This window comes from Amycolatopsis sp. MtRt-6 (assembly GCF_017308975.1).
In the GTDB taxonomy this organism is placed as follows: Bacteria; Actinomycetota; Actinomycetes; order Mycobacteriales; family Pseudonocardiaceae; genus Amycolatopsis.
On record NZ_JADWPD010000019.1, the window covers coordinates 80491 to 96575 of the forward strand.

The 16085-nt window shown below is 69.6% G+C and carries 12 protein-coding genes; 4 read left to right on the top strand and 8 right to left on the bottom strand.

What is annotated here, in order from left to right; genetic code table 11:
* Positions 1-95 precede the first annotated feature (95 nt).
* Entirely contained in the window at positions 96-1613 is a 1518-nt protein-coding gene (locus tag I4Q55_RS28860) for an FAD-binding oxidoreductase (protein ID WP_206791965.1), read from the top strand.
* Positions 1614-1665: 52 nt separating this feature from the next.
* On the opposite strand, the gene iolM is transcribed toward I4Q55_RS28860, so the two are convergent.
* A complete protein-coding gene (gene iolM, locus I4Q55_RS28865) occupies positions 1666-2847 on the bottom strand; it encodes a scyllo-inosose 3-dehydrogenase (RefSeq protein WP_206791966.1) in 1182 nt (393 codons plus the stop codon).
* A gap of 98 nt (positions 2848-2945) precedes the next feature.
* On the opposite strand from iolM, the gene I4Q55_RS28870 reads away from it, so the two are divergent.
* Positions 2946-3482 carry a cupin domain-containing protein gene (locus I4Q55_RS28870; protein WP_206791968.1) on the top strand — a complete coding sequence of 179 codons (537 nt, stop codon included), beginning with the start codon at positions 2946-2948 and terminating at the stop codon, positions 3480-3482.
* A gap of 25 nt (positions 3483-3507) precedes the next feature.
* Here I4Q55_RS28870 and I4Q55_RS28875 read toward each other — a convergent pair whose 3' ends face one another.
* Complete coding sequence (locus tag I4Q55_RS28875) at positions 3508-5751, bottom strand: zinc-binding dehydrogenase (protein WP_206791970.1); 2244 nt, start codon at positions 5749-5751, stop codon at positions 3508-3510.
* Between the two features lie 214 nt (positions 5752-5965).
* Between I4Q55_RS28875 and I4Q55_RS28880 the strand changes: the two genes are divergently transcribed.
* Entirely contained in the window at positions 5966-6856 is an 891-nt protein-coding gene (locus I4Q55_RS28880; RefSeq protein ID WP_206791972.1) for a fumarylacetoacetate hydrolase family protein, read from the top strand.
* Positions 6857-6904: 48 nt separating this feature from the next.
* Here I4Q55_RS28880 and I4Q55_RS28885 read toward each other — a convergent pair whose 3' ends face one another.
* The 5 genes from I4Q55_RS28885 to I4Q55_RS28905 form a co-directional block, all read right to left on the bottom strand.
* Complete coding sequence (locus I4Q55_RS28885; RefSeq protein WP_206791974.1) at positions 6905-7708, bottom strand: nuclear transport factor 2 family protein; 804 nt, start codon at positions 7706-7708, stop codon at positions 6905-6907.
* A 23-nt stretch (positions 7709-7731) separates the two neighbouring features.
* Positions 7732-8703, bottom strand: a complete 972-nt coding sequence (locus I4Q55_RS28890) for an ABC transporter ATP-binding protein (RefSeq protein WP_206791976.1) — start codon at positions 8701-8703, stop codon at positions 7732-7734.
* Complete coding sequence (locus I4Q55_RS28895) at positions 8696-10666, bottom strand: dipeptide/oligopeptide/nickel ABC transporter permease/ATP-binding protein (protein ID WP_206791977.1); 1971 nt, start codon at positions 10664-10666, stop codon at positions 8696-8698. Before I4Q55_RS28895 ends, I4Q55_RS28890 begins: the two co-directional genes overlap by 8 nt.
* Positions 10663-11604 (bottom strand): ABC transporter permease, encoded by a 942-nt coding sequence (locus I4Q55_RS28900; protein WP_206791978.1) that lies wholly within the window; start codon positions 11602-11604, stop codon positions 10663-10665. Before I4Q55_RS28900 ends, I4Q55_RS28895 begins: the two co-directional genes overlap by 4 nt.
* Positions 11605-11981: 377 nt before the next feature.
* Complete coding sequence (locus I4Q55_RS28905) at positions 11982-13559, bottom strand: ABC transporter substrate-binding protein (protein WP_206791979.1); 1578 nt, start codon at positions 13557-13559, stop codon at positions 11982-11984.
* A 158-nt stretch (positions 13560-13717) separates the two neighbouring features.
* Between I4Q55_RS28905 and I4Q55_RS28910 the strand changes: the two genes are divergently transcribed.
* Positions 13718-14917 carry a flavin reductase gene (locus I4Q55_RS28910; protein ID WP_206791980.1) on the top strand — a complete coding sequence of 400 codons (1200 nt, stop codon included), beginning with the start codon at positions 13718-13720 and terminating at the stop codon, positions 14915-14917.
* Here the strand turns inward: I4Q55_RS28910 and I4Q55_RS28915 are convergent.
* Positions 14908-16068 (bottom strand): alcohol dehydrogenase catalytic domain-containing protein, encoded by a 1161-nt coding sequence (locus I4Q55_RS28915; protein ID WP_206791981.1) that lies wholly within the window; start codon positions 16066-16068, stop codon positions 14908-14910. The genes I4Q55_RS28910 and I4Q55_RS28915 overlap by 10 nt on opposite strands.
* Between the last annotated feature and the right edge of the window lie 17 nt (positions 16069-16085).

Sequence of the window (16085 nt, forward strand, 5' to 3'; positions counted from 1 at the left end):
ATGGCCTGGAAGGTCATCAATCCAGTCTTCACCAAGTGGCAAATGTCAGACTATCATCCCATCGCGCACAGGATCCGTCGTAGAGGAGTTGGTGGATGGACGCCCAGCTGGTGGACCAGGAGGCGGTCGCCCGAGCCGTCGACGCGATCGAGAAGGCACTCGGGGCCGACGCCGTGCTCAGGAGCCGCGCCGACCTCGACGAGTTCCGGGACCCCTTCTGGGTCTTGGGCTCGGACGACCTCGACGTGGCGGCGGCAGTGCTGCCCGCCCGCGTCGAGGAGGTGCAGGCCGTCGTTCGCATCGCGAACGAGTTCGAGGTTCCGCTGTGGACGGTGAGCACCGGCCGCAACTACGGGTACGGTGGCGCTTCGCCGAGGGTGCCCGGCTCCATCCTCGTCAACCTGTCCCGGATGAACCGGGTGCTCGAGGTCGACTCCGAGCTGGGCTACGCGGTCGTCGAACCCGGCGTTCGCTGGTTCGACCTGGTCGACGCGCTCGAGGAGCACGGCGGTGAGTGGTGGTCGTCCATCCCGGACCTCGGCTGGGGATCGGTGATCGGCAACAGCCTCGAGTACGGCCGTGGGCACACGCGCATCGGCTCACACGCCGAGAACGTCGTCGGCATGGAGGTCGTGCTGCCGAACGGCGAGCTGATGCGCACCGGCATGGGGGCCATGGCGGGCAACCGCGCCTTCCACGCCTACCCCTTCGGGTTCGGCCCGATGGTCGACGGCCTGTTCTTCCAGTCGAACATGGGGATCGTCACGCAGATCGGCTGGCGGCTGATGAAGCGGCCCGAGAAGTACGCATCCTGCTGGGTCCACTTCGACGGCGACGAGATCATCGTCCCGGTCATCGACGCCATGCGCGAGCTCATGCTCGACGAGACGATCAACAACTACCCGTTCCTCGGCCGCGGCGTCGCCGCCAACGCCGAGGGACAGCCCGACCTCGACCCGGACAGTCAGAAGTGGGCGCTGCGCTTCGCGCTCTACGGATACGACGAGATCGTCGAGGCGAAGTGGCGCATCGTCGAGCGGGTCCTCGGCGCGATTCCCGGTGTCGAGATAGGCCGCAAGGTGTTCGACGGGACCGACCGGACCGGTCCGCTCGAGGGGATCCACGACGACAAGGTCCAGGCGGGGATCCCCGGCATGGAGCTGCTCGACCTGTACAAGGTTCCCTTCGGCCCGGACACCGGCCACCTCGACTTCTCGCCCGTCGGGCCCCTCGTCGGCACCGAGGTGCTCAAGATGATCCGGCTGGTGCGCGGCATGTACGAGGAGTTCGGCGAGCCGTACGCCGCCGGCTGCATGCTCCTCCCGACCAGCATCTTGGTCGTGTCCGTGATGTTCTTCGACCCCAAGGACGCCGAGAAGACCAAGCGCATCTACGACAACTACGACCCCATGCTCAAGCGGATCGCGGCCGAGGGGTACGGGTTGTACCGCTCGCACATCTTCAAGATGGACGCCGTGGCGGCGACCTTCGACTTCAACGACCACGCGTATCTGCGGTTCGTCGAGACGATCAAGGACGCGGTGGACCCCAACGGGATCCTCCAGGCCGGAAAGCAGGGGATCTGGCCCCGGAAGCTGCGCGCTCGGCGTTGAGCACAAGGCCCGCCGGACCGAGCGGTCCGGCGGGCCTTGTGGACTGCGGGCGTCACACTTTGACGAGGATCTTCGCGTCCTGGCGCAGCGAAGCCTGCCGCACGGCATCGGTCGCCGCAGCCAGCTCGAAGCGCGCGGTGACGATCGGGCGAAGGTCGATCCGGCCCGCGGCATGCAGAGCGATGACGGGATCGAGCCCACCGATGTTCCCGATCGACCCGTGCACACTCGCCCCGCGCAGCAGGTAGGCCATCGTCTGCATCGGTACCGCGCCGCTCTCCGAACCCAGCAGCACCACCTTGCCGCCGACCGAGATCGACCTCTCGATCTCCGGCAGGACGGCCGCAGCCGCCCCCGCGGCCTCGACGCAGACGTCGGCGCCTTCGCCGGACGTCTGCTCCAGAACCACATCGGACGGACGCATTCCGTCACCACGCAGCTTGGTGACGTCGTAGGCGGCGTCCGCTCCCACCAACTCGGCGAGCTTGCACCGAGCCGGCTCCGTGTCGAACGCCAGCACCTTCGCCGCGCCGGCCGCGCGGAGCAGGGAAACCGAAGCGAGCCCGATCGGCCCGCAGCCGTGGACTGCCGCGACGCCGCCGGGGCGGAATCCGCCGCCGCGCAGGAACAATCCGACGTAAGCGACGCTGGCCGGTTCGCAGAGCGCACCGATTTCATAGGTGTCGCGCTCGGAATACCGCTCGCGCACAGCGGCGAGGGAGCGGACGTTGCTCTCCCTCGACAGCACGAACTCGGCCATCCCGCCATCGATGGTGAAGCCGCTGTCCTCGGCGTCGGCGCAGTGGCCGGGGAGCCCGGACCGGCAGGCACCGCACCGTCCGCAGTACTGCAGCGTCTGCACCGCCACCGGGTCACCCGGCCGGACACCCCGTACCCCGGCGCCCACCTCGACCACCTCGCCGGCGATCTCGTGCCCGGGGACGAGCGGTAGCCGTACCCGGTAGGGGAGCAGCACATACCCCTCGTCGTCCGTCTCGTAGAGATGGACATCGGACCCGCAGATGCCGACCGCCCTGCTCCGCACGAGCACGTCGTACGGGCCCGCCAAGCCGGGCACCGCACGCTCGCCCAGCGTCCACGTCGGCTCGCGCCAGGCCGCCGTGGCATCTCGCGCCCACCGGCCTGCGACCTCCTCCGGGGAGAGGTCACGGCGCGGCGCCCATTCGCCATTGATCACCACGGCACGCATCAGCTCGGCACCTTCGGCGGTCACGGACTGAGGTCAGACTTCAGTCCTATGTTGAACATCTGACATTTAGTACCATCGAGTGCATCCCCGGAAGCACCGCGGGCCGACAGAAACGAGAACCGATGAAGATCCGCCGAGTCGTCACCGGCTTCGACCGGGACGGACGCAGCTGCGTCGTCTCCGACGGGCCCGCGCCGCGGACCCACGACTTCGAACACCTGCCCGGGTTCAGCAACACCGTGGTCTGGTCCTTGGCCGGCGCGGTCGCGCCGGCGGGAACGCCGGCGGACCCGACGCCGAGCCTCACGACGCTCATGCCCGGTCCGGGCGGCTCGGCGCTGACCATCGTGAGGTTCCCTCCCGCCGCCGCTCTCTCGGACGTGGACTTCGAGGCGGCAGGCGAGGAGCAGGCACGCGAGCTTCCCGGACTGGCCGACACGTTCGACCCCGATCGGCCGGGCTTCCACGCGACGCGGACCGTCGACTACCAGATCGTGCTCAGCGGCGAACTGTGGCTCGGCCTCGACACGGGGGAGGAGACCCACCTGCGGGCCGGCGACGTCGTCATCCAGAACGGCACCAGCCACGCGTGGACCAACCGGGCCGATGAGCCCGCGATCCTCGCCGCCGTCTCGATCGGAACCGAACAGGCGGGTTGAGCCGGCACGCCGCTCGTCGTCGAGATCAGATCTCGACGACGAGCTTGCGGTGCGGGCTGGACAGGATCCGGCCCCACGCGTCACCGATCGACGCGAACGGCACGCGCTCGACCTCGATGCTCAGCTGCCCGGCGTTCGCCCAGCCGACCAGCTGCTGGTAGGCGGCCTCCCAGGCATCGAGCGGCACGAACGGCTTCAGGAACCCGAACACGCTCCGGCCGGTCAGGAACGGGTAGGCGATCGAGCTGGCAGGCGTTCCGCCGGACATGCCCACGACCACGTAGCGAGCGCCCATCTTCGTGGCGGGGAGCGCGGCCTCGAAGGCCGGGCCCATCACGGTGTCGAGCACGACATCGAAGCCGATCGCGGCCGACGCCTTCAGTTCTGCCGCGTCATCCTGGCCGCCGAGCACGACGAAGTCGTCGATCTTCCCGTCGCTCTTGAGCTTCTCGAGCGTCTCGGCGCTCCGCCCCGCACCGACGACCCGGCCGGCGCCGAGGAGCTTGGCGGCCTGGACGCCGACCTGGCCGACCGCGCCGGTGGCGCCCAGGACCAGCACCTCGTCACCCGCCCGGAGTTCGGCGCGCCACTGCAGGGCGGTCAGCGCCGTGATGCCCGAAGTGCCGAGCGCCGCCGCGAGACCGTCGTCGAGGCCGTCGGGGATGGCGTAGGAGCGCGAACGGTCGCCGAGCAGGACCTTTTCGGCGAGCGCCCCATACGGTGCCTTCGCGTCGCTGAAGTAGACCTTGGTGCCGTCGGCGAGCCGGCCCACGCCCTCGGAACCGACAACAGAGGGAACCACCGGAGGACCGAACGGGCCACCCGCCGCAAGCCGCAGGTCGATGGGGTTGAGCGCCGCGACGATCACGTCGACGACCTGCTCGCCCGGACCCGGCTGGGGAGCGTCGAACTCACCGACGGCGGGAACGCCACCGACCTCGTTGAGCACTGCTGCCTTCATCGTCTTCTCCTCGTTGTCGGTGGCCCCCGGAATGCGGTCGTTCGCGACTCCGCCCTGCGCGGTGACCTGGCTGCGGAACATGTCGGTGGAACGGGTGCCGAGACCCAGGACGTAGCGGATGGACCGCTCGGCCACCAGGTCCCAGTCCATGAACGCGTGGTTGGCGATCACGTTGATGTCCCGCCGGTAGCGCTGCAGCGCCTCCTTGCTCTGGTACGGGCTCGAGCCCATGCCGTCGCAGAGGATGCCGATCAGCTCCTGCGCGAGGTGGACGATCGTGGTCTGATCGAGCTCGATCTGCCCGATCTCTTCCTGGCTCCACGGCTCCAGCGCGTCGCACTTCCGGATCGAGCCCTCCAGGATGTGCGTGTAGAGCAGCTGGGCGCAGCGGAGCTTCTCCCACGCTTCCGCGAACCGCATCCGGGACTGCGGCAGGTCCTGGCGCGTCGCGCCACCGAAGGCCCGGGTCGTCCCTAGGCGCGACTTCACGATGTCGACCACGGCCTCGGCGGAGCCCAGCGCGATGGCGGTGATCATCATCCCGAGGCTCGCGAAGGGCGGGTAGCGGAGGAACTTCTCCTCGTGCGACGTGCCGGGGTGCTTGTCGATGGACAGCATCTCCTCGAGCGGGATGCTGTAGCTGTCGCGGATGAAGACGTCGTCGAGCGTGACGCTCGCGCTCCCGGTGGCCGCCATGCCGGACATGTGCCAGTCGTCGTTGATCGTGACGCCGGGCTGGTCCAGTTCGATGAGGAACGTCGTCGGCGTCATGGCGCCGTCGATCGTGACCATCGTCGAAAGGAAGGTGTGCGTCGAGTTCCACAGCCCCGAGGCGTAGCGGAAGGTGCCGCTGACCCGGAATCCGCCGTCGACCTTCTCGCCCTTGCCGGCCGGCGTCAGCGGCGCGGAGGCGAGGATGAAGGTCCGCCCGGCGAAGATCTCCTTCTGCGCGTCCCAGTTGAGGTGGGCCGCCATCCAGCTGTGCTCCATCAGGAACGCCAGCGTCCACGCCGCGGACGTGTCGCCGTGCGCCAGAACGCGGGCGACTTCGCAGAGCGCGCGGGATCCCAGCCCCTGGCCGCCCCACACGCGCGGGGTGAGCGCATCCATGAGGAACTCGGCGTCCTTGACGGTCTGCGGCGGCTGGTAGCGCAGCGCCTCGGCTTCCTGCGCGCGTGCGCGCAGGGTCGGAATCAGCACCTTCGCCTTCTCGATGAGACGGTCTGTGCGCTCCTCGAAGTCCGGCTCACCCGCGCCCACCGATGCGGGCTGTCCAGTGCTGGTCGGATCCACATCCACAGTGGTCATTGCTTACTTCCCATCGCTGTCTCGGGCGTGCCCGCGTCCCGCCTCGTGGCGAATCCGGCCGGCGCGCACACCGCCCGCCCGGAGCCGACGCTATGGCATCTGTCTGACATTTGTCAATCGATCATTTTGATGTCAAACTTCAGCGGGGAGGTTCTCGCCTCTCACTTTCGACGATGCACTTCCGACAGGTTCGGAAGGAGACGGGAGACGCCCGATGCGGCTTGCGACAGTGCGTACAGAGTCCGGTCCGGCGGCGGTGGTCGTGGTCGGCGACGAAATCGTCGAGATCGCGAAGGCGGCGCCCGGACTGCCCGGCACGCTGGTGGGGGTCCTCGAGCTCGGCGAGGTCGGTCTCGGCGTGATCGCGGACGCGATCGCTTCGGGGGCCGCCCGGTCGGCATTGGACCCCTCGACGCTGATGTCGCCGATTCCCCGGCCGCCGAAGTTCTGGGCGATCGGGATGAACTACGCCGAGCACGTCCGCGAGACCGGGAAGCCGTTCCCCGAGTTCCCGACCGTCTTCGCGAAGATGCCCAACACCGTCACCGGACCTTACGCCGACGTCGAGCGGCCCGCGGTGTCCGACCGGCTCGACTTCGAGTGCGAGCTGGGAGTCGTGATCGGCAAGCGCTGCCGGCACGTCAGCAGGGAGAACGCCCACCGGGTGATCGCCGGCTTCACGGTCGTCAACGACTACAGCGTCCGGGACTTCCAGATGCGCGGGGGCCAGTGGGTGCTCGGCAAGTCGTTCGACGGGCACGGCGTCATCGGGCCGTGGCTCGTCACGCCCGACGAGGTCGACCCGCATCGGTTGCCGATCCGCACGATCGTCAACGGCGAGGTGCGGCAGAGCTCCACCACGGAGAACCTCATCTTCGACTGCTACCGCCTGATCGAGGAACTGTCGAGCGCCGCGACCCTGGAGGTGGGCGACGTGATCGCGACCGGTACCCCCGGCGGCGTCGGCGTCATGGAGAACCGCTTCCTCGCACCCGGTGACATCGTGCGGGTCGAGATCGACGGGATCGGTCACCTCGAGAACCGCATCGTCCAGGAGGGCGCGCCCGTGGAGTGGATCGAGGAGTCGGCGACGGCCGCGGTCTGACACGGCGGCGCCGGAAACGGTCGCCGGGGTGGAGCAAGGACTTCCTGCTCAACCCCGGCGATCGGGTCTGAGCGCCGGGATGTCCCAGTGCTCCACGATCCGGCGATCGGCCAGCCGGAAGATGTCGACACCGAGGCCGGTCAGCTTTCCGACGCGGACGCGCTCGAGGAGCCACACCAGATCGCCTTCGGCGACCGTGACGACCACCGTGAAGCTCGGCCTGAACTCATCCGGAAGGCCGCCGATTTCCGCCAGGGAGCGGCGGAGGGCGTCAGGACCGTCGGGGATGCTCTCGTTGTGCTGGAGGTAGACCTCGCCCCAGTGATCGGCCACGACAGTGGGGTCGAACTCGAGGAACCGGGCGAAGGCCGCCGACGCGATCTCGCGGTTGATCTCCGTCAGAGCGGCGTCCCCTTCCTCCGTACCGTGAGTGCCCTGGTAGGCATCGCCGAACACCGACCTCCCGCTGACCGTGCTCGGCGGCACGGCGGCGTGGAGCTGCCAGTGCTCCGCGACCCGGTCGCCGGCGAAGCGGAAGAATTCACACCAGGACTCGCCGCTGAACTCGTCACGCGGATCCGTCGAAGCCTGCCAGTGCACGGCCACGAACTCGCCATCGGAGACGGTTCGCTTCACCGTCGCGACGACTCCGGGAAGGCGAGCCTGCAGCTCGCGGTAGAGCTGACGCGCTCCGGACGGCCCGTCGCCGAGCGGCTGGGCGGAGCGGTGATGGCGGGCGTCCGGCCAGAAGATCGTCTCGAGATCGTCGCCGCTCTCGTCGTGGAGGCGTCCGGCGGTCAGGGCGTCGTAGATGCGCAGGACCGACTGACGCCGGCGTTCGGGTTCGAGCATGAGCTGTGGTTCTCCGGTCGCACTCAGAGGAGGACTCCGGCCGTCGTGTCCGCGGCGGCGTCATAGCGGTGGCAGGCCACGTGTCCGCCGTCGGCTGCGGGGTGGACCGGCGGCAGCTCGACCCAGCACCGGTCCTCCGCGAACCCGCACCTGGGGGCGAAGGGGCAGCCTCCGCCCCGCGGTGGCTCGGGGCGAGGATCGCGCACGGGGCGCGGCTGAGCCGGCCGGTCGAGCTCGGGCGAGGCCGCGACCAGGGCCTGGGTGTACGGGTGGCGTGGGCGACGGGCCACCGTCTGCGCGGGCCCGTCCTCGAGCACCCGGCCGCGGTAGAGCACCACGATCCAGTCGGACATGTAGCGCACGACGTCGAGGTCGTGACCGATGAAGCAGTAGCTGAGCGAATTGGCGCGCTGCGCGTCCTTGAGGACGTTCAGCACCTGCGCCTGGACTGACACGTCGAGCGCGCTGACCGGCTCATCGCAGATGATGAGGCTCGGATCGCTCATGAGGGCGCGCGCGATGGCGACGCGCTGGCGCTGCCCTCCGGAGAGCCGCGCCGGGTAGCTCGCCGCCACCGCGCGGGGCAGGCCCACGCGGTCGAACAGGTCCGAGAGCCTGGCGAACGCTTCGCTCCGCACGCGCCGGCTCCGGGGCACCTCCTCGGCGACGCTGACGGCGACCGGCAGCGACGGGTTGAGCGAGCTGTACGGGTCCTGGAAGATCGCCCGGATCTGGCCCGGTTCCCGGCGCCGGCGACGATGCGCGTCGGCGCTGACGTCCTGCCCGTCGAACAGGATGCGTCCGGCGCTGATGGGCACCAGCCCGAGGATGGCGCGACCGATCGTCGTCTTTCCCGAGCCGGACTCGCCCACCAGGCCGAGCGTCCGGCCGGCCCGGATCGTGAAGTTCACGTCCGAGACCGCGGTGACCCGGTGGATGCCGCGCCGGTACTCGATCGTCAGGTCGGAGACCTCGAGCAGGGGGGACTCAGACACGTTCCGACACTTCCTCGTGTTCGGGGCCGACGCGAAGGGGGTTCAGGCAGCGCACACTGTGCTCTCCGTCCACTTCGGTCAGCGGAACGGCTGCCGACCGGCACTGATCGGTGCTGAAGTCGCAGCGCGACGCGAAACGGCACCCGGTCGGCCACTCTCCCGGCGCCGAGACCGCACCGCGGATCGTCGGAAGCGGCAGGTCGTCGTCGACGATGGTGGCGGGACGGCACGCGAGGAGCGCCGAGGTGTAGGGATGAGCCGGCTCGTGCGTGATCCTGTTCAGCTGCCCGTGCTCGACCAGCTCGCCGGCGTACATCACCAGGGCCCGGTCACAGACCTGCGCCACCACGCCCCAGTCGTGGCTCACCAGGAGAAGTGCCATGCCCAGGTCCTTCTGCAGCGAGCGCAGGAGGCTCAGGATCTCGGACTGCACGGTGACGTCGAGCGCGGTCGTCGGCTCGTCCGCGATGAGCAGGCGCGGCCGGGTCGCGATCGCGCGCGCGATTCCGATCCGCTGTGCCATCCCGCCGGAGAGCTCGTGCGGAAAGCGCTTGGCCACGCCGGCGGGATCCGGAAGCTGAACCTGTTCGAGCAGGTCGAGCACGCGGGCCTCGGCCTGCTTGCGCGAGAGCCCGTCGCCGGCCTGGACGATCCGGCGGAGCAGGACTCCCACCCGCAGGGTCGGGTCCAGGGCCGTCATCGGATCCTGAGCGATGTAGCTGACGGCGTTGCGGCGGTAGCCGTGGAGGGAGCGGCCCTCCAGCGTCGCGACGTCGTAGTCGTCGAACCGGATGGAGCCCGCGACGATCTCCCCGCCATGCGGAAGCAGGCGGGCGATGGCTCGTGCGATCGAACTCTTGCCGCACCCCGACTCGCCGACGACGGCGACCGATTCCCCGGCCGCGATCGAGAAGCTGACGTCGCTCGCGACGCACCGCGGGCCGTCACTGGCGGAGTACGCCACGGAAACGTCGCGGAGCGTCAGCAGCGTTTCGCCGGCCGGCGTCGGTTCGGCGTCGGCGGGCCGCTGCGCTCGCCCGGCAAGAACCCCGGGGCCCGGCTTCCGCGAACGCCTCCGGCGGGTGGGTGCGCCGCTCCATGCCTCGACCGCGACATCGCGGACGCCGTCACCGATCAGCACCAAGGCGAGCGACACCAGCCCCAAGGCAACGCCGCCGGACACGAGGGGCCAGGGACTCGAGTTGAGGACCTGGGACCCCTCGGCGATCATCGAGCCCCAGTCGGGGTCCGGGGGCTTCGCCCCGAAGCCCAGGAACGACAAGCCGACGGTGAACTGCAGTGCGATGGCCGTGGCGAGGGCACCCTGGACCAGCACGGGCCCGAGGACCCGGAGCAGGACGTGCCGGAAGATGATCCGTCGTGACGGCAGGCCGGCGACGACAGCCGCATCGACGAAGAGCTCGCCCTTCACCGCCAAAGCCGGGCCGCGGACGTTGCGCACGATGGGCGGTGCGAGGAGGAACCCCAAAGCGATCATCGCCAATCCGAGGTGCCCGGAGAACGTCGACACCACGACGAGCATGACCACCATGGCGGGAAGCGAGAGACCGACGTCGGTCACCGTCATCACGACACGATCGACCCACCCGCCGGCGTACCCCGCCACCACGCCGAGGGGGACCGCAACGGCCACGGCGACGAAGCTGACGACGAAGGCGTTCAAGAGCGTGGTCCGGCCGCCGTACAGCAGGCGGGTCAACAGGTCGCGGCCCAGCTGGTCGGTTCCGAGGAGATGCTGTGCGCTCGGTCCCGCGAGGCTGTGCCCCAGGTCCACCTGGTTCGGTCCACCCGAGGTCAGCAAGGGCGCGAGCACGCAGGCAGCGACGATCACGGCCAGGACGATCAGCGAACCGGTGGCGAGACCGTTGCGGAGGTACTGGCGCAGGACGGTCTGCAGCGGGTTCGGCGGCGGGACCGGCACAGCGGCGGTTGCGTCGTTCACTGCACACGCACCTTCGGGTTGAGCCATCCGTACGCGAGGTCGACGGCGAGGTTCGCGGCGACGACCGCCAGGCAGAACACGACGGCGACGCCCTGGAGCATCGTCAGGTCACCGGTCTGCGCGGAGCTGACCGCCAGCCCGCCCAGGCCGGGGAGGACGAAAACCGACTCGACCAGAACGGTTCCCCCGAACATGCCGATGAACAGCACCCCGGTCACCGTCACGATGGGGATCGCCGCGTTGCGCAGCCCATGGCGAAACACGATCTGCCGTTCGGAGAAGCCGTCCGCGCGCAGCGCCGTGACGAACTCGCGGCCCATCACCTCACGCATCGCGTCGCGCGTCTGCTTCGCCACGGCGGTGGCCCCCATGACCGCGAGTGCGGTGACGGGCAGGACGAGGGAGTGAAGCCAGCCTCCCGGCGAGTCGCCGAGTCCGACATAGCCCGTTGCCGGGAACCAGCCGAGCTTCACCGACAGGAAGTAGACGAGCATGAGGCCGAGCCAGAAGTTCGGGATGACGTAGCCGACCACGGCCAGGACGTCGGTCACGCGGCCGAGGCGGCGGCCGCCGAGAGCGCTCACCATGCCGAGCCCGATCCCGGCCACCGCGGCGACCAGAGTGCCGAGCAGCACCAGGGAGAGCGTCGTCGGCAGCCGCGTTCCGATCGCCTGGCCGACACTCTGGGAGGTGACGACCGACGTGCCGAGGTCGCCCGTGACCGCATGCCCGAGCCAGCGCCAGTACTGCACGACGACGGGGTCGTCCAGACCGAGCTTCGCGTTGAGCGCGGCGATCGACTCCGGGGTGGCCGAGCTGCCCAGGATGGTCGCGGCCGGATCCCCGGGTGCCACGGCGGTGAGCACGAACGTCAGCGTGGAGACGATCAGGAGAAGTGGCACCGCGAGCAGCAGGCGGCGCGCGATCAGCCGGATCACGGCAGCCGGCCGATCCGGTCCGATCGGGAACGATCTCCGGCGGTCTGCTCGGCTGGCTGCCGTCGGCGCACGTCCGGCGTGAGACTGGCGACGCCGGTCGCCTCGACCGTACGAACGGTGCTCGGAGACGGGGCACGAACGGCCGTCCTGGCTATCTCGACTCTCGCTGACAAGACTTCTCCTCGACTCCGACCGCTTCGGGTCACCTACACCGGGTTCTGATACTTCAAGCGCCGTTCAGGGCAGCCCCGATTCCATGGAGGACTCCCGTCGGATTGATCGCGTCGGCACGCTCCCAGCTTTCGGACGGGAGGTCGGCGGCGATGGCTCCCGGATCGAGCCCGCGCGGTCCGTCGGTCCACAGGGGACACCCGGTGTCACTTCGCCGGACGCCAGGCCTCGCTCGCGACGGGGCTGAACGGGTTCATTTCGATGGTCCAGAACTTCTCGCGCACGTTGGCGACCTTGGAGCTGATGGCTTGCAGGGTGGGAATGCTGGCGATCGGGACCGCGTAGACCAGCTCGTCGAGGCGCGCCGTGGCGATCCTGATCTTCGCCTCCTGATCCTGCGGGTCCGCGGTGGTGGCAGCCGCCCGCATCAGGTCGGTCAGCTGGGGATCGAGGGGGACGCCCAGCGGGTTCGCCAGCCCCATCGGCCGGAACATGGTGAAGACCGCCTCCGAGAGGCCGTTCGCGCCGTTGGTCATGATCACCGCGTCGTACTTGCCCATCTGCTGGGCGACCACGCCCGGGGACGCGTCGCTGGGCACGAGATCGAGCGTCACGCCGACTTTCGCGTAGGCCGCCTTGAGCGCCTGACCGACGGCGCTTCCCGGATCGAAGAACGACGGGTCGAAGACCTGGATCTTGAGTCCGTTGGCGTGTCCCGCCTCGGCGAGCAGCTGCCGCGCCTTCTCCGGGTTGTACGCGTACTGGTTCACGCCGCCCGCGTTGCGGCCCTCCGCGCCGTCGGCGACGACGGAACTGGTCGGGACCGCGTCGGTCCCGAAGATCGCCGTGGCGATGTCCTGGCGCGGAGTCGCGTAGGCGAGAGCCTGGCGGACCCGCTCGTCGGCCAAGGGGCCGTTCGCGCGCTTGATCAGCGCCATCGAGGCGAACGATCCGAGCGGACCGCGAGCGATCGAGGCGCCGCTCTGCGTGACGGCGGACAGGTCCGTCGGCGCGATGTTGAGGGCCCAGTCCACCTCGCCCGACCTGATCGAGTTCAGCCGGGTCTGCGGGTTCATCACGGGCTTCAGGACGACCTTTTCGTACTTGATCGCGTCCTGGTTGGGGTACTGGCGATTCGGGACGTAGACGTACTTGACCGACTTGACGGTCTGGGTGGGATCAAGCTTGTAAGGGCCGATGCCGTCCGTGTCCGCGAGCAGGTTCTTGCGGTCGGCCGCGCCCTTGGGGCCCACGACGTATCCGACACCACTCTGGCCGGCGAGCAGGTAGAGGGCGTAGTGGGTGGAGACCGGCTCCGCGAACTGCACGTCGACCTTGTCCGACCCGGCGGCTTGTGCTCCCTTCAGCGGGTAGCTGAGCGACGCGAAGGGCCCAGGCGCCTGGAGGTACGAGTTCAGCGACGCCGCCGCGGCCTCGCCGTTCAGCGGCGCGCCGTCCCCGAACTTCGCTCCCTGGCGGAGCGTCAGGCGGAACGTGCGGTGCTCCTTGTCGACCCACTCCCAGGAGGTGGCCAGACCCGGCTGCAGTTCGCCGGTACCGGGAGAAATGTGGATCAAGGGGTCGTAGGCGACGCTGCAGAAGACCAACGGGACGCAGTTCGCCGTATCGAGATTGAGCGGATCGCCCGAGACCGAGATGGTCAGCGTCTCGCCGTTCGCGGCCCCGGCCGAGGAACCGCTCGAGCAGGCGGAGACGCCGGATGCCAACGCCACGACGCCGGCGAGCAGGGACGCCACACGGCGCCGGGTGGTTTTGACGGACAAGAGACACCTCGGTCTAATGTGCGATGTTTATCGATCGCCAACGTAACCGCGATCACAACCTGCGTCAATGGTCGCGCGGTGCTGGTCACTCGATCTCTTGCAAATGTCTGACAGTTCACAGAGGATGTACTCCGGTGTCAACGACCCGAGGAGCTGCCATGACCGACCCGCTTCCCCTGATCGACTCACTGCGCTACCGCGAAGTGATGGGGCACTACCCGACCGGCGTCACGGTGGTCACCGGGATCGCGGACGACGGCGAACCCGTGGGCATGGTCATCGGGACCTTCACCGCGGTCTCGCTCGATCCGCCGTTGGTGGCGTTCCTGCCCACTCGGGCGTCCAGGACGTTCGCGCGGCTCCGGACCGCGCGGTCCTTCTGCATCAACGTGCTCGCGCACGACCAGGTGGAGCTGTGCCGGACGATGTCGAGCCCGGTGCCCGCCAAGTTCAGGGGCGTCGAATGGAGTGCGTCCCCGGCCGGAGCGCCGGCCATCGCCGGAGCGGTGGCGCACGTCCACTGTGCGCCGCGACAGGCCATCGAAGCGGGAGATCATTTCATCCAGGTCTGCGACGTCGAGTCCATGGAGGTGCGCCGGCAGGTCACGCCGCTGCTGTTCTTCCAGGGCGGATACGGCGGCTTCTCGCCCCACGGCATGACGGCCGGCGGCGATGCCGACCTGATCTCGGGAATCCGGCTCGCGGACCTGGCTCGCCCGCAGATCGAGGTCCTGGCCCGCGATCTGGCCTGCGAGGCCGCCGTGCTCGTCGCCGTGAACGAGTTCGAACTGACCACCGCGGCCACCGCGCACGGCGGATCCGCGGTCATGCGGGAGCTTCTCGGGGAGAGGTTGCCGATGAAGCCACCACTCGGCGAGGCGTATGTGGCATGGGCGTCGGACGAAGCCGTGGCGCGATGGCTGGCGATGGTGGGCAAGGACCCGGACCGGCTCGCGGCCCACCGGCAGCGGCTGGCGGCGATCCGGGCACGGGGCTACGCCGCGTGGCAGATCGCCTCCAGCGGATCCGGCGATCAGGCCGACGTCGCGGCCATGATGGTCGAGTACGCCGCCGGCGACCTCACTCCGGCACGCGAGCGAGCGCTGTTGGCGCGCATGGCGGAGTCCATGCCGTCGGTGGACACCGCCGACTTCGCCGACGAACGGGAATACGACATCGGCGGCCTCATGGCGCCCGTCCTCGGCGAGGACGGCAACGTCGTCCTGCTCCTCAGGCTCGCCCAGCTGCCGACGCCCGCCTCGGGCGAACGGATCAAGCGGTGGGCCTCGGACCTCCGAGCCGCCGCGGCGCAGGTGGAGGCCAGTCTGCCGGCGGCAACGGCTCTCCTTCAGGTCTGAACGACGAGGGTCTTGGCGACACGTTTGTCAGTGGCGTGCTCGACCGCGGCCAGGCCTTCGTGCAGGGCCCAGCGCCCGCCGACCATCGGAGTCAGATCGATCCTCCCGGCGGCGTGCAGGGCGATGACCGGGTCGAAGCCACCGATGTGCCCCATGCTGAACGCGTGGGTCGCCGCGCGCCCCATCGTCGCCTTCGGCCGGAACGAACCCGGCGGGCCACCGACACCGAGATGCACGACGTGGCCGCCGATGGCGAGCAGGTGCTGCGCCACGGGCAGCACCTCCCCGGGCGCCCCGCTGGCATCGACGACGACGTCGACGCCACGCCCGGCCGTTTCGTCTTGCACGACAGAGGGAAGCGCGGCGGGCTCGAGGTCGCGTTCCGACCAGCCTCGATCCGCGCCGAGCAGCTCGGCCAGGCCGGCGCGGCCGGGGACCGGATCGAACGCCAGGACTCGAGCTGCCCCCGCGGCTCTGGCCAACGCCACCGCGGCGAGCCCCAGCGGGCCGCACCCCAGGACCCCGACGCGCATGCCCGGTCGCAGGTGCCGGTCCACCTCGAACAGTCCGTTGTAGACGATCGCGGCGGGCTCGCAGAGGGCTCCGACCTGGAAGACACCGTCGTCGTCAAAGCGCTCTCGGAGCGCCTCCAGCGAACGAGCGTGGGCGGAGGGCACGACCGCGTATTCGGCGAGGCCGCCGTCGATGTCGAACCCGGCGAACTGTCCGTCCAGGCACGCATTGACCTGACCACGTCGGCAGGCAGGACACCGGCCGCACGGCCGGAGCGTCTCGACCGCCACCGCGTCACCGACCCGAAGGTCGCGCACCGCGGAGCCGACCTCGACGACTTCCCCCGCGAACTCGTGCCCGGGGACGAGCGGGAGAGCCATGCGATAGGGGAGGGTGACGTAGCCGTCGTCATCGGTGGCCGTCATTCGCAGTGTCGACACGGCGACGCCGCTGGCCCGCACGCGGACGAGCACATCCGTCGCGGACCGCAGGACGGGATCGGGAAGGGTGGCGGCCGCCCATTGGGGGTGGCGCCACACCTGGCTGGCGTTGCGCGCCCATCGGCCCGCGATCTCCTCTTCGTCGGGTACGTAGCCCGGCCGGGGCTGCCAGTCACCGGTGACGACCAGGGCTCGCATCGCCCACCTCCAAACAT

Bases quoted from the DNA above. Each gene is read 5' to 3' on its own strand.
- I4Q55_RS28880 (WP_206791972.1), top strand. From the start codon at position 5,966: ATGCGGCTTGCGACAGTGCGTACAGAGTCCGGTCCGGCGGCGGTGGTC.
- I4Q55_RS28910 (WP_206791980.1), top strand. From the start codon at position 13,718: ATGACCGACCCGCTTCCCCTGATCGACTCACTGCGCTACCGCGAAGTG.
- I4Q55_RS28875 (WP_206791970.1), bottom strand. From the start codon at position 5,751: ATGACCACTGTGGATGTGGATCCGACCAGCACTGGACAGCCCGCATCG.
- I4Q55_RS28870 (WP_206791968.1), top strand. From the start codon at position 2,946: ATGAAGATCCGCCGAGTCGTCACCGGCTTCGACCGGGACGGACGCAGC.
- I4Q55_RS28885 (WP_206791974.1), bottom strand. From the start codon at position 7,708: ATGCTCGAACCCGAACGCCGGCGTCAGTCGGTCCTGCGCATCTACGAC.
- I4Q55_RS28860 (WP_206791965.1), top strand. From the start codon at position 96: ATGGACGCCCAGCTGGTGGACCAGGAGGCGGTCGCCCGAGCCGTCGAC.
- I4Q55_RS28915 (WP_206791981.1), bottom strand. From the start codon at position 16,068: ATGCGAGCCCTGGTCGTCACCGGTGACTGGCAGCCCCGGCCGGGCTAC.